This window comes from Streptomyces lydicus, assembly GCF_004125265.1.
GTDB classification, from domain to species: Bacteria; Actinomycetota; Actinomycetes; order Streptomycetales; family Streptomycetaceae; genus Streptomyces; species Streptomyces lydicus_C.
Map to the genome: position 1 here is coordinate 1,497,005 of NZ_RDTE01000003.1, position 19,777 is coordinate 1,516,781.

A 19,777-nucleotide genomic window follows, 5' to 3' on the forward strand; every position below is an offset into this window, starting at 1 on the left:
CAGAGGAGACATCTTCCATGGGATCGGTCTTTCACCGCGAGATCACCGTCGGGTACGAGGACGAGGGCAGCGGCGAGCCGCTGGTGCTCGTACACGGGCACCCCTTCAACCGTTCGATGTGGCGCCCGCAGACCGAGTACTTCAGCCGGGCCGGCCGGCGGGTGATCGCCCCGGACCTCCGGGGCTACGGGGACAGCACGGCGACCCCCGGCTCAACCGCCACCCCCGGCGCAACCCCACTGGGGACGTTCGCCCGGGACCTCGTCGACCTGCTCGACCACCTCGGGATCGAGCGCTGCGTCCTCGGCGGCCTCTCCATGGGAGGCCAGATCGTCATGGAGTGCTACCGGCTCTTCCCTGAACGGATCAGCGCCCTGCTGCTCGCCGACACCTTCGCCGCGGCGGAGACCCCGGACGGCAAGACCGCGCGCTACGACATGGCGGAGCGGCTGCTCCGCGAGGGAATGGCCGACTACGCGCACGAGGTGCTGGACAAGATGGTCTCCCCGGACACCATCGCCGCCCGGCCGGACGTCGCCGCGCACGTCCTGGAGATGATGACCACCACGCCCCCCGAAGGCGCCGCCGCCGCCCTGCGCGGCCGCGCCGAACGCCCCGACTACACCGAGCTGCTGCCCCGCATCACGGTGCCGACCCTGGTGGTGGTCGGCACCGAGGACACCTACACCCCGGTGAGCGACGCCCGCCACCTCCACGAACACATCCCGGGTTCCCACCTGACCGTCATCGAACAGGCGGCCCACATGCCGAACCTGGAGCAGCCGCACACCTTCAACGCGGCACTGCACGAATTCCTCAACTCAATACCGAAGACCGCGGCAACCACCGCGGCAACGACCGCACCCCAAGGCTGAGCACCACGGCGGCCGCACACACCACCACCCCGCGCACCGCACCCCACGGTGTTCACGGCCGGGCTCCCGCCCCCGGGCCATCAGGCGCCGGCCCGCCCCGGCCCGGCCACCCGCCCGGACGCCAGCAGCGCCCTGTGCGGAAGCACCAACCGGCCCTCACCATCGGTGAACTCCTTCGCCAGCACGACGAAGCGCTGACGGATACGTTCGGCCACGGCCGCCCCCTGGCTCCATACGACCCGGCCGATGGTCGCCACCCCTGCCGCCGGACCGCTCCACCACTCCTCCGGTGTGGTGTGGTGATCCCAGGACACCGGCCGGCAGGCCGCCTCCGTCAACCCCGCGTCCCGCACCAGGCCGACGACGCCTTCTTCGGTACGCGGGAAGTCGTCTTCGGGGGCGAGCGAGGGCAGAAACGACGGACGGGGCACACCGGCCGCATGTACGGCGCGGCCGAGCAGCGCCTGCCCGGGTGCGGCGGGAGCCGCCCAGAGCGTCAGCGCGATCCGGCCGCCCGGCCGGGTCACCCGGCGCAGCTCGTCGAGTGCCGCACGGGGCCGCCCCACGTGATTGAGCACAAAGTTGCCGACCACGGCATCGAACTGTCCGTCGGCATACGGAAGTTGCGGAAGGGCGGCGATATGCACACCTGCGCCGGGGGCCGTACGGGCGGCCCGCCGGGCCATATCGGGCTCGGCATCCACGGCCACCACCCGGGCACCGCGCGCACAGGCCGCCGCCGCGGCCGAGCCCGTCCCCGTACCGACGTCGAGCACCCGCGTGCCCGCCGCCACCCCTGCGGCGTCCAGCAACCGCGGGACCGGATGGGCACAGAGCCTGCCGAACCCCGCCTCGTACGCGGCCGCACTCCCCGCCCAGATCTGACGCTCACTCTCATCGAACGGTGTCCCGGCCACCACTCCCCCTCACCCACGCTCTCGCCCGGTCGGCAACACCTATTCTCACTGGTCGCCACCCCGACTCCCCCTGAAAGCAAGGGCGTTACCCACCCGTAACCTACCGATGGGTTACCCCAGGTAAGGAGTGGACCTTACTCTCCAGTCAAAATCGGGTCACCGTACGCCCCACCTGTCCCACTCGGACAGCGTGCGGCCGGCCCGCATCGAGATCTGGAGCAGAAGATGAGGCCCTCCCGTACGACACTGCGCGCCGCGATCGGCACCGTCTCCGCGGCGGTGCTGGCCACCACGGTCCTCGCCGGCGCGCCGGCCACCGCCGAGGCGGCAACGCCGCGATCCGCCCCCACGGCAGCGGCGTCGGGCGCCCCCTCCGTGCGGTTCGTCGACATCCAGGGCGACGGCGGTACCACCCTCAAGGCGAATGTCTTCACTCCGGCCGGTGCCGACGGCACCCGGCGCTACCCCGTCATCGTGCTGCCCACCAGCTGGTCGATGCCGCAGATCGAGTACATGGCGCAGGCCAAGAAGCTGGCCGAGGCGGGCTATGTCGTCGTCGGCTACAACTCACGCGGCTTCTGGCAGTCCGGCGGTGAGATCGACACGGCCGGCCCGAAGGACGTCGCCGACGCGTCGAAGGTCATCGACTGGACGCTGGCCCACACACCGGCCGATCCCCAGAAGGTCGGGATGGGCGGGGTCTCCTACGGTGCCGGGATCAGCCTGCTGGCCTCCGCGTTCGACAAGCGGATCAAGGCGGTTGCGGCGCTCAGCGGCTGGGGCGATCTCGTCGGCTCGATCTACAGCGGCCGCACCGAGCACCGGCAGGCCGCATCGTTCCTGGGCGGCACGGGCGAGCTGACCGGACGCCCCAGCCCCGAATTCCGCACCATCATGAAGGACTTCCTGGCCTCGAACCTGGACAAGGAGAACGACCTGATCGCCTGGGGGCGCAAACGCTCCCCCGCCACCTATCTCGACAAGATCAACGCCAATGGCGCCGCCATCATGCTGGGCAACGCCTGGGGCGATTCCATCTTCCCGCCCAACCAGACCGCCGACTTCTACGAGAAGCTGACCGGCCCCAAGCGACTCGAATTCCGTCCCGGTGATCACGCCACGGCCGAAGGGCTCGGCCTGTTCGGGCTGCCCAACGACACCTGGACCGACACCCAGCGGTGGTTCGACCACTACCTCAAGGGCGCGGACAACGGCATCGACCGGGAGTCGCCGGTGCTGCTCAAGTCCCGTTCCACCGGCGCGTACGAGGGCTACAAGAGCTGGAAGGACGTCCCGTCCGCGCAGCGCCGGATCGAGCTCGGCGACAGCAAACAGATCAATACCAACTGGGACTCCGGCGCCAACGGCGGGCTGATCATCCTCTCCAGCATGCTGGACCAGTTCCTCCGGCTGCCGCCGATGGCCTCGATCCCGCTGCTGCCGCGCTCCCTGGCCGCCGTCTGGCAGTCCGAGCGCTACGACACCGGGCAGCGGGTCAGGGGGACCACCCGACTGCACACCACCCTGACCAGCACCGCGGAGAGCGGCACCGCCATCGCCTACCTCTACGACGTGGGCCCGCTCGGCATCGGCAAGCTGGTCACCCACGCGCCGTACACCTTCCACGGCAAGACGCCGAACCAGCCCTTCGGCGTCGACCTGGACCTGTTCTCCACGGCCTACGACGTCCCGGCCGGCCACCGTCTCGCGGTGGTCGTGGACACCGTCGACCCGCTGTACAACGAGCACAACCCGAGCGGCGCCCGGCTGACGTTCTCCTCCCCGTCGAACGATCCGTCCTATGTGTCGGTGCCGGTGCGCGACTAGCGTCCCCGCACCCGTAACCGGGCAGCTCACCCCGGCGGCTCACCCCGGCCGTCGATGGCCCCCCGGCAGCAAGGTGCCCGGCTCCGGGGCGGCCACCTCGGCGGCCTCCACCTTGGGGTTGCGCCGCTGGCGGCGGGAGACCCAGTGGGCCAGCCAGGACAGCAGCATGCACATCCCGATGTAGATCGGCGAGATGATCATGACGACGGGGATGAACGGCAGGTCGTAGTCGAGGTTGGAGGCGATCAGCTTGCCCGCGTGCAGGAACTCCTCGTAGGTGATGAGGTAGCCGAGCGAGGTGTCCTTCAGGGCGACCACCAGCTGGCTGATGATCGCCGGGAGCATCGCCCGGACCGCCTGCGGCACCAGGACATGCGTCATGACCTGCGTCTTGCGCATGCCCAGTGCGTAGGCCGCCTCGCGCTGGCCGCGGTCGACGGAGTGGACGCCGGTACGGAAGACCTCGGCGAGCACCGAGCCGTTGTAGAGCGTCAGCCCGGCGACCAGGGCGACCAGCGGCTCCGCCTTCAGCGCCACATAGATGAAGAAGATCATGACCAGTACGGGCATGGCGCGGAAGAACTCCACCAGCACCGTGGACACCCAGCGCACGGTCCGGTGCTCGGAGAGCCGGCCGGTCGCCAGCACCCCGCCCAGCGCCAGCGACAGCACCGCGGCGAGGGCGAAGGCCTTCAGGGTGTTGCCGAGGCCCCGCAGCAGGAGCTCCTGAATTCCCTTGTAGGTGAAGGGAGTCCATTTCTCCGCGGTGAACTGCCCGGTGGTGAAGAGGAGGTAGAGGATCCAGCCGAGCAGGGCGAGGATCAGCACCGTGGAGACCAGGCCGTAGAGCCGGTGCCGCTGCCTGGTCCGCGGGCCCGGGACGTCGTAGAGGGCGGTGGTCATCGGGCGACTCCGAAGCGCTTCTCCAGCACGTGGAAGAGCGCGCTGATGGTCAGGGTGACGATCAGATAGCCGACGGCGATCCAGACGAAGGTCCAGATGATGCCGTAACCCATCTCGCTGAGCGGCTTGTAGACCCCCAGCAGTTCGGTGACGCTGAAGGCACCGGCGATCGCGGAGTTCTTGGCGAGCGCGATCAGGGTGGAGCCGATGGGCGGGATGACGGAGCGGAACGCCTGCGGGAGGACGATTCCGCCCAGCGTCTGCGGGAAGGTCATGCCCAGGCTGCGGGCCGCCTCGCCCTGCCCGGCCGGCACGGTGTTGATGCCGGAGCGCACCGCCTCGCAGATGAAGGCGGAGGTGTAGCAGCCCAGCGCGAGGATGGCGAAGAGGTTGAAGGGCAGGACGAAGCCGAAGCGTGGCAGGCCCAGCACCACCGCGAAGAACAGCAGCGTCAGCGGCGTGTTGCGCAGCACCGTCACCCAGGCCGTGCCGAAGGCCCGCAGGGAGCCGACCGGCGCCACCCGGAACGCGGCCATCAGGAAACCGAGGACGAGCGCGAGCAGCGAGGCGAAGACGGTGAGTTCGACGGTGCCCAGCAGGCCCTTCCCGTAGAGGGAGAGGTTGTCGAGGAGAACGTTCATCGGTCAGTCCTTGGCGGCTCAGGTCGCCGGGTAGCGGTCGATCGGGGGCGGCTTGGGGGCAGGCACTCCGGACAGGCCGAGGGTCGCGTCGTACGCCTTCTTCCAGTTGCCGTTCTTCTCGTTCGCGGCGAGGGCGTCGTCGAGCGCGAACCGCAGCGCATTGTCACCGCGGGGCACGCCGATGCCGTACGGCTCCTCGGAGAACGGCTTGCCGACCACCTTCAGCTCGTGGGGCACCTTGGCCGCGTAGCCCAGCAGGATCGCGTCGTCGGTGGTGACCGCGGCGACCTGGTAGGTGAGCAGGTTGTCGACGCACACCGAGTAGGTGTCGTAGGCGACCAGTACGGCCCTGGGGTACTCGGCCTGGATGCGCTGGAAGGGGGTCGATCCGGCCGCCGAGCAGACCCGTTTGCCGGCCAGGTCCTGCGGCCCCTTGATGTCGTGCTCGTCGGTGCGCACCAGCAGTGACTGGCCGGCCATGTAGTACGGGCCGGCGAAGCCCACCAGCTTCTTGCGCTTGGCGTTGATGGTGTAGGTGCCGACGTAGAGGTCGATCTGGCCGTTCTGCAGGGCCGTCTCGCGGTTGGCGGAGGCGATCGTCTGGAACTGGATGGTCTGCGGCGGGAAGCCGAGGGCGGCGGACATCATCTTGGCGATCTCGATGTCGAAGCCGGTGTACCGGCCGGTGGCCGGGTCCTTCTCGCCGAGGTAGGGCTGGTCCTCCTTGACGCCGATGATGAGGTGGCCGCGGCGCTTGGCCCGCACCCAGGTCGGGGAGGCGGGCAGCGAGAAGTTCCTGGCGACCGGGTAGTGCGGCAGTTCGCTGCCCTTGGGGCCCTTGACCGGCGGGCTTCCTTCCCGGCCGCAGCCGGCGAGGGCCAGCGCGAGCACGGCGAGCACGACGGCCAGGAGGGCGCGGCGCAGGGGCGAGGAGTGGCTGTGCGGCATCACGGCGCCCCCGTTCAGTGCTTGAGGATCTTGGAGAGGAAGTCCTTCGCCCGTTCGCTGCGCGGCGCGGTGAAGAAGTCCTCGGGGGTGCGGTCCTCGATGATCCGGCCGTCGTCCATGAACACCACACGGTTGGCGGCGGAGCGGGCGAAGCCCATCTCGTGGGTGACCACGACCATCGTCATACCGTCCCGGGCGAGCTGCCGCATGACCTCCAGCACCTCATTGATCATCTCCGGGTCGAGGGCGGAGGTCGGTTCGTCGAAGAGCAGCGCCTTGGGGTCCATGGCGAGTGCACGGGCGATGGCGACGCGCTGCTGCTGGCCGCCGGAGAGCTGTGCCGGATACTTCTCGGCCTGGGAGGCGAGTCCCACCCGGTCCAGGAGTTCACGGGCCCGCCGCGCGGCCTCGTCCTTCTTTTTCTTCCGGACCTTCATCGGCGCCAGCATCACGTTGTCCAGCACGGTCTTGTGGGCGAAGAGGTTGAAGGACTGGAAGACCATGCCGACTTCGGCCCGCAACTGGGCCAGTGCGCGGCCCTCTTCGGGCAGCGGCTGCCCGTCCAGCTCGATGGTGCCCGACTCGACGGTCTCCAGGCGGTTGATGGCCCGGCACAGGGTGGACTTCCCGGACCCGGAGGGCCCGATGACCACGACCACCTCCCCGCGGCCGACGGTGAGGTCGATGTCCCGCAGGACATGCAGTTTTCCGTAGTGCTTGTTGACCCCGCGCAGTTCAATCAGCGCATCACCGGCCATATGCAGACCTGCCCACTCTCATCCGTACAGCGGAGAACTCGCAACCTACCGGGGTAAATAGGGCGCTTCTCCCTTGACACGCACGGATGCGGAGAGATGGGCGGGTGAATCGGGGGACGGAGGAACCCGGTGCGCACCCAATGCGAACCCGGGCGGGGCCGGCGCGGGACCGGTGCGGGCCGTCGTCACGGCTGCTCCCCCGGCCGGAGGTCAGCTCTCCGAGACCTCGGCGTAGACCTGCGACAGCTCCGGCGCCCCGCTATCGGCCCACTCATGGCCCGTGGCCACCACGTCGATCTCCCGCCCGGACTCCAGCCGGACCACCGGCTGCCCGTCGGGCCAGACGTGCCACACGGCGCCGGGTACCGTGCGGACCACGACCGTGCCGAGGTAGAGACCGGCGTCGTTGCCGAGCCAGGGCAGCACCTCGGGGTCGTCCCGCCAGACCGGCCGCAGCTGGTCCAGTGCCTCCAACGAGCTTACGGAGTCGTCCAGTTCGACGCCCTCCGTGGCGGCCTGGGCCCGCAGCAGTTCGCACTCGGACAGCAGCTCGACGACGCTTTCGGGATCGGCCCGCACCGACTCCGCGAGCGGCACGGACCGGTGCGCATGCTGCCGCTTGCGCCACTTGTCCAGGAAAGACATGTTCATGGTCTGCAGCGTCCCACCCGCCCTGTGGTCGTGGCCACAGGCGCGCGGCGCACCCGTGCCCCGTTCGTCACCTTGACGCTTCCCCCGCGCCTCCCTACCTTCATGGCGCCCGGACCGGATCCGACCGGCCCCCGGAGTCCCCGCCTCTCGCGGTCCGGCCTGGAACGCCCGCTCTCACCTGCCCGCCCGCGCCCACGGAGGGATACGGACCGATGCGTGTACGACGATGGGGCACCGCCCTGGTCCTGCTGCTCACCGCGACCGCACTGCCGGCCACCGGTGCCGGAGCCGCGACGGCTGTCGCGGCGCACGCGTCACCGGCCGGAGCGCCGCCCGGCCCGCTGCCCCTGGCCGGGCTCTTCGACAACCGGGCGGTCAGTGACAACTCCCGGCCCGAGGCCGCCGATTTCGACGGGGCGGGCCGTTCGCTGTCCGCTCAGGACCTGGCGGCGGCCGGCTGGACGCCCGGGAGCGCCCTGACGCTCGACGGAGCCCGGCTCACGCTGCCGCGCACCGCGCCCGGGACGCCGGACAATGTGCTCGCGGACGGCCAGCCGGTAGCGCTACGCGGCCGGGGCGAGGCACTGACCTTCCTGGTCGCCGGGACGGGCGGTACGGCCACCGGCACCGGGACCGTGCACTACCGGGACGGGTCGCACAGCACCTATGAACTCACCGCGCCCGACTGGCGGTCGGGGCCGGCCGCCACCAAGGCGGTGACGCTGCCGCACCTCAACGCTCCGGGTGGGCAGCTGCCCGGTTCGGCGCGGCTGTATGCGGTGACCGTGCCGCTGCGAGCGGGGCGGGAGGTGAGCTCGGTGGCGCTGCCGGAGGCGTCCGGGCCGTCCGGTGCGCTGCATGTGTTCGCGCTGTCCGTACGGGACACCGGGCGCGGCAGGACCGGGAGTTGGGCGGCGAGCACGGCGGGCTACCGGGCGGTCGGGCCCTGGACCGACCGTACGCTGCGGCTGGTGGTGCACAGCGGCGCGGGCGGACCGCGGGCGCGCATACGGATCGCCAACACCTTCGCCGCCGCACCGGTGGACATCGGAGCGGCAAGCATCGCGGTGCGGGGCGCGGGGGCGGCGGCCAAGCGCACACCGGTGCCGCTGACCTTCGACAAGGGGCACAGCGGGGTCCGCATACCGGCCGGGGCCGAGGCGTTCAGCGCCCCCGCCGGCTTCACCGTTCCGGCCGGCACCGATCTGCTGGTGAGCCTCCATCTGCCGGGAACGGTGGCGGCGGCGCCGGTGCACCAGGAGGCGGCCCAGCAGTCGTATCTGAGTGCCGCGGGCAGCGGGGACCGCACCGCGGACACCGACGGCGCGGCCTACCCCGGAACGATGACCTTCTGGCCGTTCCTGACCGGCGTCGATGTCGCGGGCGGGCCCGGCTCGGTCGTGGCCCTGGGCGACTCGATCACCGACGGGGTGAAGTCGACGAGCGGTGCCAACCGGCGCTGGCCCGATGTGCTGGCCCGCCGGTTCCAGGCCCAGCACGCGCTGCCCCGCTACGGCGTACTGGACCAGGGCATCTCGGCGAACCGGGTCGTCACCGACCGCTATCCGGGCGACGGGGTCAGCACGGACACCGGTGGGGTGAGCGCCCTGCACCGGCTGGAGCGCGATGTGCCGGCGCAGCCCTCGGCGCGGACGGTGGTGGTGTTCGAGGGCATCAACGATGTGCGCTGGGGGACCCCGGCCGATGAGGTCATCGCCGGTCTGCGGGCCCTCGCGGACCGGGCGCACGGGCGAGGGCTGCGGGTGGTGGTGGCGACCCTCACGCCCTGTGAGGGCTACCCCGACTGCACCCCGGCCGTGGAGGCCCGCCGCCAGGCCGTCAACGCCTTCGTGCGCGGCCACGCCGGGACCGCCTTCGAGGCGACGCTGGACTTCGACGTGGTACTCCGCGATCCCCAGCGGCCCGCACGGCTGCTGCCCGCCTACGACAGCGGCGATCACCTGCACCCCGGCGACGCGGGCCTTGCGGCGCTCGGCAACGCGGTGGACCTGCGGGCGCTGGTGCCGGGACGGGGCTGAGGCCGTCCAGGGGCCTGTCGCCCGCCACCGCCCAGCAGCCCCGGCCGGCTCGCGACGGGCTCCCGGCCGGGGCCGTCACACCGTCCTAGACATCGAGGTCCACCACGACCGGGGCGTGGTCCGAGGCGCCCTTGCCCTTGCGCTCCTCGCGGTCCACATACGCGTCCGACACAGCCTTGGCGAACGGTCCGTTGCCGTAGACGAGGTCGATGCGCATCCCGCGGTTCTTGGGGAAGGCGAGCTGGCGGTAGTCCCAGTAGGTGTAGGGACGGTCGTACTTGAGGGGGCGCGGCACCACGTCCGACAGGCCCGCCTCGCGCAGGGCGGCCAGGGCGGCGCGCTCGGCGGGCGTGACATGGGTGGCGCCCTCGAAGACGGCCGGGTCCCAGACGTCCTCGTCGGTCGGGGCGACGTTGTAGTCGCCGAGGACCGCGAACGGGCGGGAGCCCGCGGTGTCCTCGGCGACGGCCGTCTTCAGCGCCTCGAACCAGCCAAGCTTGTAGGTGTAGTGCGCATGGCCCACCTCGCGGCCGTTGGGGACGTACACCGACCACACCCGGGCCGGTCCGCAGGTCGCCGAGACCGCCCGCGGCTCCTGCACCCCGTCGTACTCCGGGCCCCCGGGCAGGCCCAGGACGACGTCGTCGAGCCCCACCTTGGACAGCAGTGCCACGCCGTTCCACCTGCCGTCGGCGTTGACCGCGGCTTCATAGCCGAGCTCGCGCAGCTCGTCGTACGGGAACTGCTCGGCCGAGCACTTGGTCTCCTGGATGCACAGCACGTCCGTGCCGGTGCGCTCCAGCCAGGCCAGCAGCCTCGGGAGGCGGGCGGTGATCGAATTGACGTTCCAGGTCGCGATGCGCATGCCGGTAAACCTACCGCGCGGCACTGACAGTCGGGCCTCAGCCGAGGACGGTCCGGTTCCCCGGGGTGAGACGGCCGTGCTCGGCCCCGCCGCCCAGATTTTGGATCATGGAGTCGTAGACCGGGCGGGCGTGGTCCTGGAGCAGGCTGTCGTGGATGTCGATGGCGCGCTGCGGCGCGACCTCGCGCACATAGTCGATGATCTCGGCGACCTTGTTCCAGGGGGCGTGCACGGGCAGCAGCAGGGTGTCGACCGTACGGCCCTCCGGGACGGTGAGGGCGTCGCCCGGGTGGAAGACCGTGCCGCCGTCGATGAGGAAGCCGACGTTGGTGATGCGCGGAATGTCGGGGTGGATGACGGCGTGCAGCTGGCCGTGCACCTCCACCTCGAAGCCGGCGGCGGTGAAGGTATCCCCGTCGCCGACCGTGTGCACCCGACCGGGGAAGGCTCCGGCGAGCTGGTCGGCAACGCTGGACAGGGTCCAGATCTCTGCCGCCGGATTGGCCTCCATGCCCGCCCGCAGCCGGTCCTCGTTGAAGTGGTCCATGTGCTCATGGGTGACCAGGATCGCGTCCGCGCCGACGGCCGCGTCCTCCTCGCTGAAGAGACCGGGGTCGATGACGAGCGTCCGCCCGTCCTTCTCCAGCCGGACACAGGCGTGGGTCTTCTTGGTGAGTTCCATGGCGCCATCTTGCCGTGACGGGCCGCGTGCGTGCGCTCCCGCCACCGGCTGCGGCGACGCTGGGCGCGCCGTCCCGGCCCTCAGGCCTCGGGCGTCGTCTCCTCCCGTATCACCCGCTGGGCGACCGCGAAGGCGGAGTTCGCCGCCGGGACACCGCAGTAGACAGCGGTGTGCAGCAGGACTTCCTTGATCTCCGTGGGGGTGAGGCCGTTGCGCAGGGCCGCGCGGGTGTGCAGCGCCAGCTCGTCGTGGTGGCCGCGGGCGACCAGCGCGGTGAGCGTGATGACGCTGCGGGTCCGGCGGTCCAGGCCCGTCCGGGTCCAGGTCTCGCCCCAGACGTAACGGGTGATGAAGTCGTGGAAGTCGCCATTGAAGTCGTCGGCGGCGGCCTCGACCCGGTCGACATGGGCGTCACCCAGGACCTCACGGCGGACCTTGATGCCCGCTTCGTAGGTGGCGCCGCGGGCCTGTTCCGGCTGGGCGAGGCCGGACTCTATGGCGGCGGGCGGCGCCATCGGGGGCGGCGGGGGCGCGATCTGCGGCTTGGGGGCCGCGGCGCCGATGGCGCTCTGGCCACCGGGGCCGGGCTTGTCGTGCCAGGCGGTGGAGAAGTGCCGGATGAGGAGTTCCGTGACGGCCGAGGGCTGCTCGACGGGCGCGAGGTGGGAAGTGCCGGGCACCAGCGCCAGGCTCGCGTCGGGTATTCCGGCGACCAGGGTGCGGGCGTCGGTGGTCGGGGTGACCTGGTCCTCGGAGCCGACGACGGCGAGGGTGGGCACGCCGATCCGGCCGAGGGAGGAGCGTACGTCGAAGGACGCCAGCGCCTCGCAGGCGGCGATGTAGCAGCCGGGGTCGGTGGTCCGCACCATCTGGACGGCCCACTCGACGATCGCGGGCTGGGCACCGGCGAAGCCCTGGGTGAACCAGTGCTCGGGCGCGGTGCGGGCGATCGGTTCCAGCCCGTTCGTGCGGATGACCACACCGCGCTGGCGCCAGGCGTCGGCGGTGCCGTACCGCGGCGAGGTGGACACCAGGGCGAGCGAAGTGACCTGGTGCGGGCGGGTGAGCGCCAGCTGGATGCCGATGGCTCCGCCGATGTTGCAGCCGGCATAGCCGAACCGGTCCACGCCCAGGGCGTCGAGGGTGGCGATCAGCCGGTCGGCCAGCTCCGCGATGGAAGCTGCCGCGTGGGCGGGCGAGCCGCCGTGTCCGGGCAGGTCGAAACGGATCACGCGCCAGTGGCGGGTCAGCTCGGGGATCTGCCGGTCCCACATGTGCCAGGTGGTACCCAGAGCGGCACCGAGGACAAGTACGGGGGCGTCGTCGGGGCCGTCAATCCGGTGCTGCAGGGTCTTCTCACTCACCCGGCCACGCTACCGACTCTCTGACAAGATCCTTACACCCGGGTCAGGAAGAGCCACCGAAGCAGGGCCGCCGACGGCGCCCGAAGCAGGGTTTGCACAGGTCAGAGCCTCAGCGTGGAGACGACGTGGACGATCGCGCGCCCCGGCTCGTCGTAGCTCACCGTGATCTGCCGGTACGGATGCGGTGCCTTGCTCATGATCAGGGCCGGGGTCTTCTGGCCCTGAGAAGCGGCGTTGCGGTGTGGGCGCGGACAGCTCACTCACGCCTTGCGCGCTCTCAAATCTCACAATCTCTCACATGCTGGGTCGAAGCCCCGTGCAGGCCATCCCATGGCGTGGCGGCTTCGCGAAGATCTTCCACGTCCGCCTTGACGTACCACCGCTTGGTGGTCTTCACATTCGTGTGTCCGGCCCACCGCGCAAGGATGTGGTCCGGCATGCCCTTGTTCGCCAGGAACGTGGAGCACGACGCACGAGCGTCGTATACCCGAACGCGACGGAGAGCCAGCATGTCCATGAGCCGGTACGCGCGACGGCGAAGCTGCTTGATCGCGAACGCCTCTCCGGTCTCGTGCACTAGGACGTAGCCGGAGGCGACATAAGCCTCCCCCAGAGCCAGCTTCTCCTTGGCCTGGAGAGCCTTGAACGACGTGAGGGCAGCCAGCACCAGAGCGGGCAACGGGAGTTCCCGCTCACCGGCCGTCGACTTCGTATCCTTCTCCACCACGTACCGGTTGCCCCTCATCGTGCGCGTATTGGCAATGGTGATACTGGCGTCGTCCAGGTCGACGTCTGTCCACCGAAGTCCGCAGACCTCAGCCGGGCGTAGGCCCATGAGAGACAGCAGAAGCGGAGCATAGAGCCTCTCTTCCATGACCCCATGAACGAAGGTCTGAACCTCCTGAACATTCCAGGGCATCACCTCCTGCTTGTTCTTCCGTTCTTCCTTGCGTGCCTTACGCGGAATGGTCACGTGCTCGGCCACGTTCACGGACAGCAGCCGGCGGGTCACGGCCCGGCCAAGAGCCTCCTTCAGCCGGGCGGGGCCCGGCAGGTGCGCGAAGACGGTTCCCCACTGCGCGTGTACGGCCCTGTACGGCTCGGTTGCCTGGGCCGGCGGCCGCGCGCTCCAGCACGCCAGGCCGGGGGAACGACGTCGTCTGGCCGCCAGCCTCGGTGTGAATCTGGCCGCGAACGCGGCGTGGACCTGGCTTTTCTTCGGCTGTCGCAGCCCGAAGGCGGGCGTGGTCGGCACCATCGTGTTGGACGTGAGCAATGCTGAACTGATCCGCCGCACGGCACGCATCGATGCCACCGCCACCGCAGCCCTTGCGCCCTACGCGGCCTGGTGCACCTTCGCGACCTTCCTCAACACCGCCATCGCCCAGCGCAACCCCTAACCTCAAGCCGCCCCGGAAGGGATTGACACGGCCAGACAGGCCTCAAGGCGCGCGGTGAGGCACCCGGCCGGGAGGCCGGGTGCCTTCCTGGGCCGTTCACTGGGTGGCGGGTCCGGCGTCCTCGTCGGGTTCTGTGTCCTGCTCGGTCGATGTCGGCGGGATTCCTGTGCTGTCCGGTTCGCCGTCAGCCTCGATGCTGTCCTCGGTCGCCGGGGTACGGTCGTCGAGGGTGATGGTGACCGGCTCTCCGCCGGGGCTGAGGCCGGTCAGGCTCTTCTCGATGCGCTCGTACAAGGTGGCTGCGAGTTCACGGTCGCCGTCGCCGTCGGCGGCGGTGCGCTCGAGGGAGTGCAAGCTGATCAGCAGGGCGATCAGGGAGCGGCCGGACAGCGCGGCGCGGATGCGCTCGTCCCCCTCGGCGGCGACCTGCGGCGGTACACGGAAGTGCGGGTGCCGACCGGCGTGAGCGGTGATGAACTCCCAGATGTCGCGGTGGCACAGCAGGCTTGCGGAAGAGGCGCGGGCTGCCGTCTTGAGCAGAGCGCTATGTTCCTTGTTCTCTTCGGCGTTTGTGGTGGTGGCGTCGGGCTGGGAAAGCAGCTTTTCCATGGTGGTGCGCAGGTCTGTGATTTCCTGCTGCACGGAGGCGATCGAGGCCCGGGCTTCTTCCCGGGCGTTGTCGATCTCCGCCTTGACCTCACCGAGGGCTTCGAGCAGCCCGGCCGGTGTGTTCTGCTGGTCGTCAGCCGGCCCGCCGCTGTGGCTGTCCGGGGTGGTGAGCAAGGCGAGCATGGGAGCGAGTTCCTCGGTGAAGACCTCGCGGACGGCCTGACGGACCTCGCCAACCGACAATGCCGGAGCGGACGGGACGTCCTGGTCGGCGATGCGCTGCGCCGGGATCGCCGTGTGGAGTGCCGGCTCTTCCGCGGCCTCGTCGGTCTCGGTGACGGTGGTGACCGGTGAGGCCTGGAGTCCGGTGTGGTCTTCCTGGATTCCGGATGCCTCCCGGAGGACAGGGGCGGCGGCAGGCGGGGCAAAGTCCGCGAGCACGTCACGGACCTCCCGCAGTTCGGTGCGCAGCTGGGCGACGACCTCGTGGACGGCGCTGTCGAGTGTGTCCCCGCTGGAGTTCAGCTTGTTGTGGACGTCGCGGAAGTTCGCGCGCATCCGGCTGAGCTCGTCCACGACCTCCTTGGTCGCCTTGTCATGGGCGGCCTGGCCGGCTGACTCCAGCTTCTCCACGCTCTTGTCGAGCGCGTCCCGGAGATTCTTGTCCGTGTTCAGTACGGTGGCGTGCAGCATCGTCAGTGTGGTGGTGAGGTCCGGGTTCGGCTGGCGTGCCATCATCCCCCATTTCGTCGCGTTGAGTAGTCGATCGAGTTCACTGCGTATGCTGCCCGGGGTGGAGCTTCCCGCCGGGGCAGATCGGGTCAACTGGCTTGATCGCCCCTCGTCCAGGCTGAAACCAACCCGACCAGGCCGCGGTGACCAGCCTGTGCGGGTCCTTGTGCTTTCGGTCCACCGCCGACCACGAGCGGCACCGAGCCGAAGCCGACTGGCATCTGTGCCCAGCCGGCCGACCGGAGCACCCGCGAAACGGCAGACTTGCAGCAGACGGAAAGGGCCGACCCATGAGTGCACAGCCGATCCACCCACACGAGCCGGACCGGGTACCGCGCAACGCCGACGGCATCGGCGCGGCGCTGTCCGGCGAGAGGCGGATGGAGTTCTACGGCAAGCTGCTCGCAGCCGCCCCCGAGAACGCCGAAGCAGTGCTCCGCTGCTGGTGGTGCGAGGCAATGCTCGACACCTCCCCGGACGGCGGCCAACTCACCGAGGCCGCGCTCGCCGGGACGCTGCCGACGACGTCCGTCGCCGAGGTCATCGCCCACCGCCAGGAAGCCGGCCTGCCTGTTGGCTGAGCCGTACAACGAAGAGCCCGAGGGCTGGCAGTGCGTGTTATCCGAAGAGGTCACTGAACTCCTCATGGACGCTTTGGCCGACCGGCGCCGCGGCAGGAAGTGCCCGTAGAGGGGCTGACCGAGAGGTGCGGATGGTGACCTGCGGGTGTGTCGTGGATCCGACGCCCTGGGACGCGCGACGCTTCTCGACGGGGCGAGTGGAGCTGGTGCCCGGACGTTGATCCACGCCCGGACGGGGACCACAGGGCAGCGATCACGGGGACGTCCGCGGGGACAGCGGGTCGGTCACCGGGACTTCCCGCACTACCAGGCCGCATGCAGCCGACGGGTCCTCGTGGGGACTTCGCGTCGTCCAGGTCCCTGGGTATCTGCTGGCTGCGGACCCGTCGCGATACCACTGTCCGCTACTGGCTGCGCAGTTGGCAGACGAATGGGTCGAGTATGTGGCAGCCACGGGCATCCGGAACGGGCCACCGGACAAAGGCATTCATCATTCGTTGATCGCCCTGGTGCAGCCTCTTCGAGCCAGCAGCGCACGACCTCCGCACGAGGAAGTGCGTGACATCTCCACCCAGAAAGGGGGTGCAGTGATGAAGATTCTCTTCGCCATTCGCAACAAGGTGTCTGCTCAGAAGAGCCTCAAGGCCAGCGCCTGGTACTTCTGGTACTAGGCCGAGAAGTCGTCCCCGTCGCGAGGCGGGGACGACGCCGCCCGCCGCTGCCCGCCCCTCTCGGCCTTCCCGGAGACGTCCATGCGCGCCACGGTGTTCCATCCACGACTCGCCGCTCTGTTCCGGGAGCATCTCGGGCAGGACGTCTTCCGGCTCGAACCCGACACCATCGGGATCGCCGGGCACGAGGTTGCCGACCGGATCCTCGCCGCCCGCCGGGCAACTGAGACCGAACGGCCCACGTTCAAGCCGCTGCACGGACGCTCGATCTCCCGCAGCGAGGCCTCTTCGGTGATGCGGACCATCGGCGGCGATGTGCGTGAGGCGCTGAAGAGGACCCGCCCCCGGCCCGAGGACGTCGATCTGTCCGGAGCCTGGCCTCTCAGGGGACACCTGTTCCTGCGGGACCTGATCCTCGGCCGGGACCCGTACCGGTTGCGGATCCTGATGAGCCGCAACCTGGAACTGACTCCCAAGCTCACCTGGACGGTGATCGCGGCGGGCGCCGCACTCCCGGGGCGGGTCGGCCGCCGGAACGCCCCGCTGACCGCGATCGCGGGTCTGACGGCCGATGCCACGGGTTACCACCAGCGCCGATACGCCATGGGCATGTACCGGCGCGCGGCGGCCCCCGTGTGCTTCACGGTCTCCACCCTCGTCACCAACGCGCTGTGGCTCGGCTCGCCGTTCGACCCCGAGACGCCGAACCGGCACATCCTGTACGAGGCCATGCGGCTGCTGCCGCCGTCCTGGAACATCCTGCGCAACGCCTGCCCCGAATTCGCCGGGATCGACGGGCGGATCGAGGCGGGCGACGACGTCCTCCTGCTGCCTCTCCTCGCACACCGGGACCCGAAGCTGTGGGAGGACCCGGACGAGTTCCGTCCGGAGCGCTGGGAGAACCTCGACCCGGACACCGCTCCCGGCTACCTTCCCTTCGGCCACGCCTCCGAGCGCTGCTGGGGCCGGCACATGGTGATGCCGCTCGCCGAACTGCTCCTGGACCTCATCCGCGGATCGGGGCTGGAGGTCGCCCCAGGGCAGTCGTCCGCCAGGGTACCTCTCGTCGGACTGCTCGGCGTGGAGGACGTACGGCTGACGAAGGTGCGCCGTGCCGCTGCCTGAGCCGTCCGACGAGACCGAGACGGTGACGGGTCCTTCGCCTGCCATCCGCACGAGAGGTATCGGCGCTGGCGTGAGACGGGTGAGGTCCGCAAGCTCCGCTTCTCCGGTCCCGCGCCGCTGGCCGGCTGGGTCGTCACCGGGCACGCGGCCTGCCGGGCGGCCCTCGCCGACCCGCGGCTGAGCAAGGACGGCGCGACCGAGATGTTCGCCCGGTACGCGGGACTGCCGACGGGCGGTCCGGGCGGTCCGGGCGGAGCGCTCACCACCCACATGCTCAACTCCGACCCACCGCGCCACACCCGGCTGCGCCGGTTGGTGCAACAGGCTTTCACTCAGCGGCGGGTGACGAGCCTGCGCCCCGGGATCGAAGCCCGGGTCACCGCACTGCTCGACGCGCTGGACGGGCCGGACGTACCGGACGTACCGGGCGAAGTCGATCTGATCGACCGCTGCATGTTGGCCGACTGAGCTTTCCACGGTCAGCGCGCCGTCAGGGAACATCCCGTCGCGTAAGCGCCTTCGCGACTGGCTCGCCACTACGCCGCGCGTGCGTCATCCGTTCACGCACCTCACGCAGGGTCCGAGGGCGGTACCCGGGCCCACCGCAGCAGCTCTTGTGGAAGCCCACGCCCGCGTTGAGCAGGGCTGTGAGGGTTCGCCACGCGGCGACGTCTCGCTGCCGGGGCGCGGCGAACGCCGAACCGGCATGGATCATCGCCTCCGCGCAGCTCGGACAGACTCGCTGCCTTGTCCTGTCGTACGGCTGCTTGTAGGAGACCCGGCAGGAGAGGCAGACGTACGAGGTCTTCGCATGGGCCATGAGGTCAGCCTAGAGATGGTCCCGGAAGCCAGCCACCGAGCTCACGTACGAAAGGGCCGGAGCGGCGGCGCGCGGGCTGCGCCGGCTCAACTGGCCAACTACAGCGCTCAGTCACAACCGCCGGCCATCGCCTGCACGTCAGCTGTGTTCGGCGGCCATGGAGTCGAAGGTCTCCCGCATCATCTGATCGATGGCTCCCGGCCGTCCGATCAGGGAATCGAAGAGGTCAGCGAGCAGCCACAACACGAAGCTGTGCACCAGAGCCTCCTCCGGCGGAATCTGTCCGAACCGGTTGCGCCACGCCACGGTGTCCATGCCCATCGCAGCGGCCATGAGAACGCCGGTGACCATCGGCACCTGAGCCGGGTCGGCCATCTCGAAGGCGGGGAGTCTCCGGATCACAGCAGGGATGAGATCGCTGAGCGGATCAAGACGATCCTCACCACCGGATTGTTCGGCGATCAGGTATCCGGTCAGCACGCCCACCAGGAACACCGTGCCCCGGGCCACCTCCTCACGCCCGTACGCCTCCACCGCGGCCTTGACCCGCTGCTGCGCCTCCTGGCGCTCCTTGGCGGAAGTCCGTTTCTCCAGGACCCGATATGAGTCCCACGCCGCACGGATCGCCTCATCCACGACTACGCCGTCACTGGTCATGGAGCGACCCTAGGCCAGACAACACGCTGCCCGGGATCCTCTTTGAGGAAACCGCCGGCCTCGCGGCGGCTGCTGCGGCGTTGGCCTACGTCGGCCCCCCGGCGCACCAGGAGCCGCGGGGGCGTTCGGCACCGAGTTGGACCTCGCGTCGGCATTCGCGGCAGTCCGGCAGACCGCTCACGATGCGGCCCTCCTCTTTGGCCCAGCTGAAGCTGCACAGCGCCCTGAGGAGGCCGCCTCGGGCCTCGGTGTCCTCGGTGGTGTGGGAGCCGTAGCCCGGAACGTTCCACGTGTATGGCGTCTCGCCGTCGTAGGGGGCACCCTCGGGCCAGTCGTAGACGGCGTCGGTTGTGGTGCAGCGCATCCGGAGGTCAGGGCCTTCCCAGCGGGCCCCCTGCCGGGCCTCGGCGGCGGCGTCGACGGCGTCTGCCAGCCGTTCGAAGGACAGGTCGTAGTCCCTCATGTGGTCCCAGCTGCCAGGCGGCCGCTCGCGGACCAGCGAACGGAACATCAGCAGCAGGCGCGCCAGGTCGTGCTGCCCGACCCGGACGGTGTTGCTCTCGGGGTCGTAGCCGTACGGGTTCTCGGCACCGGTCTTCTTGGGCATCGCACGTCTCCTCGTCTGCGCGCTAGTGGGCTGGTGGGCTGGTGGGCTGGTGGGCTGAGCGTGCCGGGAATGAGTGGCGCAGGTGAAACCGCGAGGCCACAGGGC

21 protein-coding genes and 1 pseudogene are annotated in these 19,777 nt (G+C 70.1%); 8 read left to right on the forward strand and 14 right to left on the reverse strand.

The window, feature by feature from the left end; translation table 11 throughout:
- The first annotated feature begins 17 nt into the window (after positions 1-17).
- The gene (locus D9V36_RS09045) at positions 18-875 is read left to right on the forward strand and encodes an alpha/beta fold hydrolase (protein ID WP_129293302.1); all 858 of its coding nucleotides are present in this window, start codon (positions 18-20) and stop codon (positions 873-875) included.
- A gap of 80 nt (positions 876-955) precedes the next feature.
- Here D9V36_RS09045 and D9V36_RS09050 read toward each other — a convergent pair whose 3' ends face one another.
- The gene (locus D9V36_RS09050) at positions 956-1,792 is read right to left on the reverse strand and encodes a class I SAM-dependent methyltransferase (RefSeq protein ID WP_129293303.1); all 837 of its coding nucleotides are present in this window, start codon (positions 1,790-1,792) and stop codon (positions 956-958) included.
- 225 nt (positions 1,793-2,017) lie between these two features.
- Between D9V36_RS09050 and D9V36_RS09055 the strand changes: the two genes are divergently transcribed.
- Positions 2,018-3,619, forward strand: coding sequence for an alpha/beta fold hydrolase (locus D9V36_RS09055; protein WP_129293304.1), 1,602 nt, complete (start codon positions 2,018-2,020; stop codon positions 3,617-3,619).
- 39 nt (positions 3,620-3,658) lie between these two features.
- Here D9V36_RS09055 and D9V36_RS09060 read toward each other — a convergent pair whose 3' ends face one another.
- From D9V36_RS09060 to D9V36_RS09080, 5 genes are all read right to left on the reverse strand, one after another.
- Positions 3,659-4,522 (reverse strand): amino acid ABC transporter permease, encoded by an 864-nt coding sequence (locus D9V36_RS09060; protein ID WP_129293305.1) that lies wholly within the window; start codon positions 4,520-4,522, stop codon positions 3,659-3,661.
- A complete protein-coding gene (locus D9V36_RS09065; protein ID WP_129293306.1) occupies positions 4,519-5,163 on the reverse strand; it encodes an amino acid ABC transporter permease in 645 nt (214 codons plus the stop codon). Before D9V36_RS09065 ends, D9V36_RS09060 begins: the two co-directional genes overlap by 4 nt.
- Before the next feature lie 18 nt (positions 5,164-5,181).
- Positions 5,182-6,111, reverse strand: coding sequence for a glutamate ABC transporter substrate-binding protein (locus tag D9V36_RS09070; protein WP_129293307.1), 930 nt, complete (start codon positions 6,109-6,111; stop codon positions 5,182-5,184).
- Positions 6,112-6,125: 14 nt separating this feature from the next.
- Positions 6,126-6,869 (reverse strand): amino acid ABC transporter ATP-binding protein, encoded by a 744-nt coding sequence (locus tag D9V36_RS09075; protein ID WP_129293308.1) that lies wholly within the window; start codon positions 6,867-6,869, stop codon positions 6,126-6,128.
- A gap of 210 nt (positions 6,870-7,079) precedes the next feature.
- Positions 7,080-7,520, reverse strand: coding sequence for a DUF6278 family protein (locus tag D9V36_RS09080; RefSeq protein ID WP_129293309.1), 441 nt, complete (start codon positions 7,518-7,520; stop codon positions 7,080-7,082).
- A gap of 212 nt (positions 7,521-7,732) precedes the next feature.
- On the opposite strand from D9V36_RS09080, the gene D9V36_RS09085 reads away from it, so the two are divergent.
- Positions 7,733-9,559, forward strand: a complete 1,827-nt coding sequence (locus D9V36_RS09085; protein WP_129293310.1) for an SGNH/GDSL hydrolase family protein — start codon at positions 7,733-7,735, stop codon at positions 9,557-9,559.
- Between the two features lie 85 nt (positions 9,560-9,644).
- On the opposite strand, the gene D9V36_RS09090 is transcribed toward D9V36_RS09085, so the two are convergent.
- The 4 genes from D9V36_RS09090 to D9V36_RS09105 all read right to left on the reverse strand — a co-directional run bounded on the left by D9V36_RS09090 (position 9,645) and on the right by D9V36_RS09105 (position 13,701).
- On the reverse strand, positions 9,645-10,424 hold the full coding sequence (locus tag D9V36_RS09090) for an exodeoxyribonuclease III (protein ID WP_129293311.1): 780 nt from the start codon (positions 10,422-10,424) through the stop codon (positions 9,645-9,647).
- 37 nt (positions 10,425-10,461) lie between these two features.
- Positions 10,462-11,106 (reverse strand): MBL fold metallo-hydrolase, encoded by a 645-nt coding sequence (locus D9V36_RS09095; RefSeq protein WP_129293312.1) that lies wholly within the window; start codon positions 11,104-11,106, stop codon positions 10,462-10,464.
- An 80-nt stretch (positions 11,107-11,186) separates the two neighbouring features.
- Positions 11,187-12,470: a 4-carboxymuconolactone decarboxylase gene (pcaC, locus tag D9V36_RS09100; protein ID WP_129293313.1), complete on the reverse strand. Its 1,284-nt coding sequence runs from the start codon at positions 12,468-12,470 to the stop codon at positions 11,187-11,189.
- Positions 12,471-12,747: 277 nt separating this feature from the next.
- Positions 12,748-13,701, reverse strand: a complete 954-nt coding sequence (locus D9V36_RS09105) for a site-specific integrase (protein ID WP_241721284.1) — start codon at positions 13,699-13,701, stop codon at positions 12,748-12,750.
- On the opposite strand from D9V36_RS09105, the pseudogene D9V36_RS41860 reads away from it, so the two are divergent.
- Positions 13,592-13,870 (forward strand): annotated as a pseudogene (locus D9V36_RS41860) (TspO/MBR family protein); the annotation flags it as partial. The gene D9V36_RS09105 and the pseudogene D9V36_RS41860 overlap by 110 nt on opposite strands.
- Before the next feature lie 96 nt (positions 13,871-13,966).
- Here the strand turns inward: D9V36_RS41860 and D9V36_RS41865 are convergent.
- A complete protein-coding gene (locus tag D9V36_RS41865; RefSeq protein WP_241720764.1) occupies positions 13,967-15,217 on the reverse strand; it encodes a hypothetical protein in 1,251 nt (416 codons plus the stop codon).
- 284 nt (positions 15,218-15,501) lie between these two features.
- Between D9V36_RS41865 and D9V36_RS09125 the strand changes: the two genes are divergently transcribed.
- From D9V36_RS09125 to D9V36_RS09140, 4 genes are all read left to right on the forward strand, one after another.
- Entirely contained in the window at positions 15,502-15,792 is a 291-nt protein-coding gene (locus D9V36_RS09125) for a hypothetical protein (protein WP_129293314.1), read from the forward strand.
- A gap of 419 nt (positions 15,793-16,211) precedes the next feature.
- Entirely contained in the window at positions 16,212-16,463 is a 252-nt protein-coding gene (locus D9V36_RS09130) for a tryptorubin family RiPP precursor (protein ID WP_129293315.1), read from the forward strand.
- Positions 16,464-16,544: 81 nt separating this feature from the next.
- On the forward strand, positions 16,545-17,588 hold the full coding sequence (locus tag D9V36_RS09135; RefSeq protein ID WP_129293316.1) for a cytochrome P450: 1,044 nt from the start codon (positions 16,545-16,547) through the stop codon (positions 17,586-17,588).
- A 201-nt stretch (positions 17,589-17,789) separates the two neighbouring features.
- Positions 17,790-18,056 (forward strand): hypothetical protein, encoded by a 267-nt coding sequence (locus tag D9V36_RS09140; RefSeq protein WP_129293317.1) that lies wholly within the window; start codon positions 17,790-17,792, stop codon positions 18,054-18,056.
- A gap of 22 nt (positions 18,057-18,078) precedes the next feature.
- Here the strand turns inward: D9V36_RS09140 and D9V36_RS41870 are convergent, their stop codons facing one another.
- The 3 genes from D9V36_RS41870 to D9V36_RS09155 form a co-directional block, all read right to left on the reverse strand.
- A complete protein-coding gene (locus D9V36_RS41870; RefSeq protein ID WP_129293318.1) occupies positions 18,079-18,408 on the reverse strand; it encodes a deoxyxylulose-5-phosphate synthase in 330 nt (109 codons plus the stop codon).
- A 138-nt stretch (positions 18,409-18,546) separates the two neighbouring features.
- Positions 18,547-19,065 (reverse strand): hypothetical protein, encoded by a 519-nt coding sequence (locus D9V36_RS09150; RefSeq protein ID WP_129293319.1) that lies wholly within the window; start codon positions 19,063-19,065, stop codon positions 18,547-18,549.
- 85 nt (positions 19,066-19,150) lie between these two features.
- Positions 19,151-19,672: a hypothetical protein gene (locus D9V36_RS09155; protein WP_241720765.1), complete on the reverse strand. Its 522-nt coding sequence runs from the start codon at positions 19,670-19,672 to the stop codon at positions 19,151-19,153.
- Between the last annotated feature and the right edge of the window lie 105 nt (positions 19,673-19,777).

Excerpts from the sequence above, each read along its gene's own strand:
- D9V36_RS09045 (WP_129293302.1), top strand. The coding sequence starts at position 18 with ATGGGATCGGTCTTTCACCGCGAGATCACCGTCGGGTACGAGGACGAG.
- D9V36_RS09055 (WP_129293304.1), top strand. The coding sequence starts at position 2,018 with ATGAGGCCCTCCCGTACGACACTGCGCGCCGCGATCGGCACCGTCTCC.
- D9V36_RS09060 (WP_129293305.1), bottom strand. The coding sequence starts at position 4,522 with ATGACCACCGCCCTCTACGACGTCCCGGGCCCGCGGACCAGGCAGCGG.
- D9V36_RS09065 (WP_129293306.1), bottom strand. The coding sequence starts at position 5,163 with ATGAACGTTCTCCTCGACAACCTCTCCCTCTACGGGAAGGGCCTGCTG.
- D9V36_RS09070 (WP_129293307.1), bottom strand. The coding sequence starts at position 6,111 with ATGCCGCACAGCCACTCCTCGCCCCTGCGCCGCGCCCTCCTGGCCGTC.
- D9V36_RS09075 (WP_129293308.1), bottom strand. The coding sequence starts at position 6,869 with ATGGCCGGTGATGCGCTGATTGAACTGCGCGGGGTCAACAAGCACTAC.
- D9V36_RS09080 (WP_129293309.1), bottom strand. The coding sequence starts at position 7,520 with ATGAACATGTCTTTCCTGGACAAGTGGCGCAAGCGGCAGCATGCGCAC.
- D9V36_RS09085 (WP_129293310.1), top strand. The coding sequence starts at position 7,733 with ATGCGTGTACGACGATGGGGCACCGCCCTGGTCCTGCTGCTCACCGCG.
- D9V36_RS09090 (WP_129293311.1), bottom strand. The coding sequence starts at position 10,424 with ATGCGCATCGCGACCTGGAACGTCAATTCGATCACCGCCCGCCTCCCG.
- D9V36_RS09095 (WP_129293312.1), bottom strand. The coding sequence starts at position 11,106 with ATGGAACTCACCAAGAAGACCCACGCCTGTGTCCGGCTGGAGAAGGAC.
- D9V36_RS41865 (WP_241720764.1), bottom strand. The coding sequence starts at position 15,217 with ATGATGGCACGCCAGCCGAACCCGGACCTCACCACCACACTGACGATG.
- D9V36_RS09125 (WP_129293314.1), top strand. The coding sequence starts at position 15,502 with ATGAGTGCACAGCCGATCCACCCACACGAGCCGGACCGGGTACCGCGC.
- D9V36_RS09135 (WP_129293316.1), top strand. The coding sequence starts at position 16,545 with ATGCGCGCCACGGTGTTCCATCCACGACTCGCCGCTCTGTTCCGGGAG.
- D9V36_RS09140 (WP_129293317.1), top strand. The coding sequence starts at position 17,790 with ATGTTCGCCCGGTACGCGGGACTGCCGACGGGCGGTCCGGGCGGTCCG.
- D9V36_RS41870 (WP_129293318.1), bottom strand. The coding sequence starts at position 18,408 with ATGGCCCATGCGAAGACCTCGTACGTCTGCCTCTCCTGCCGGGTCTCC.
- D9V36_RS09150 (WP_129293319.1), bottom strand. The coding sequence starts at position 19,065 with ATGACCAGTGACGGCGTAGTCGTGGATGAGGCGATCCGTGCGGCGTGG.
- D9V36_RS09155 (WP_241720765.1), bottom strand. The coding sequence starts at position 19,672 with ATGCCCAAGAAGACCGGTGCCGAGAACCCGTACGGCTACGACCCCGAG.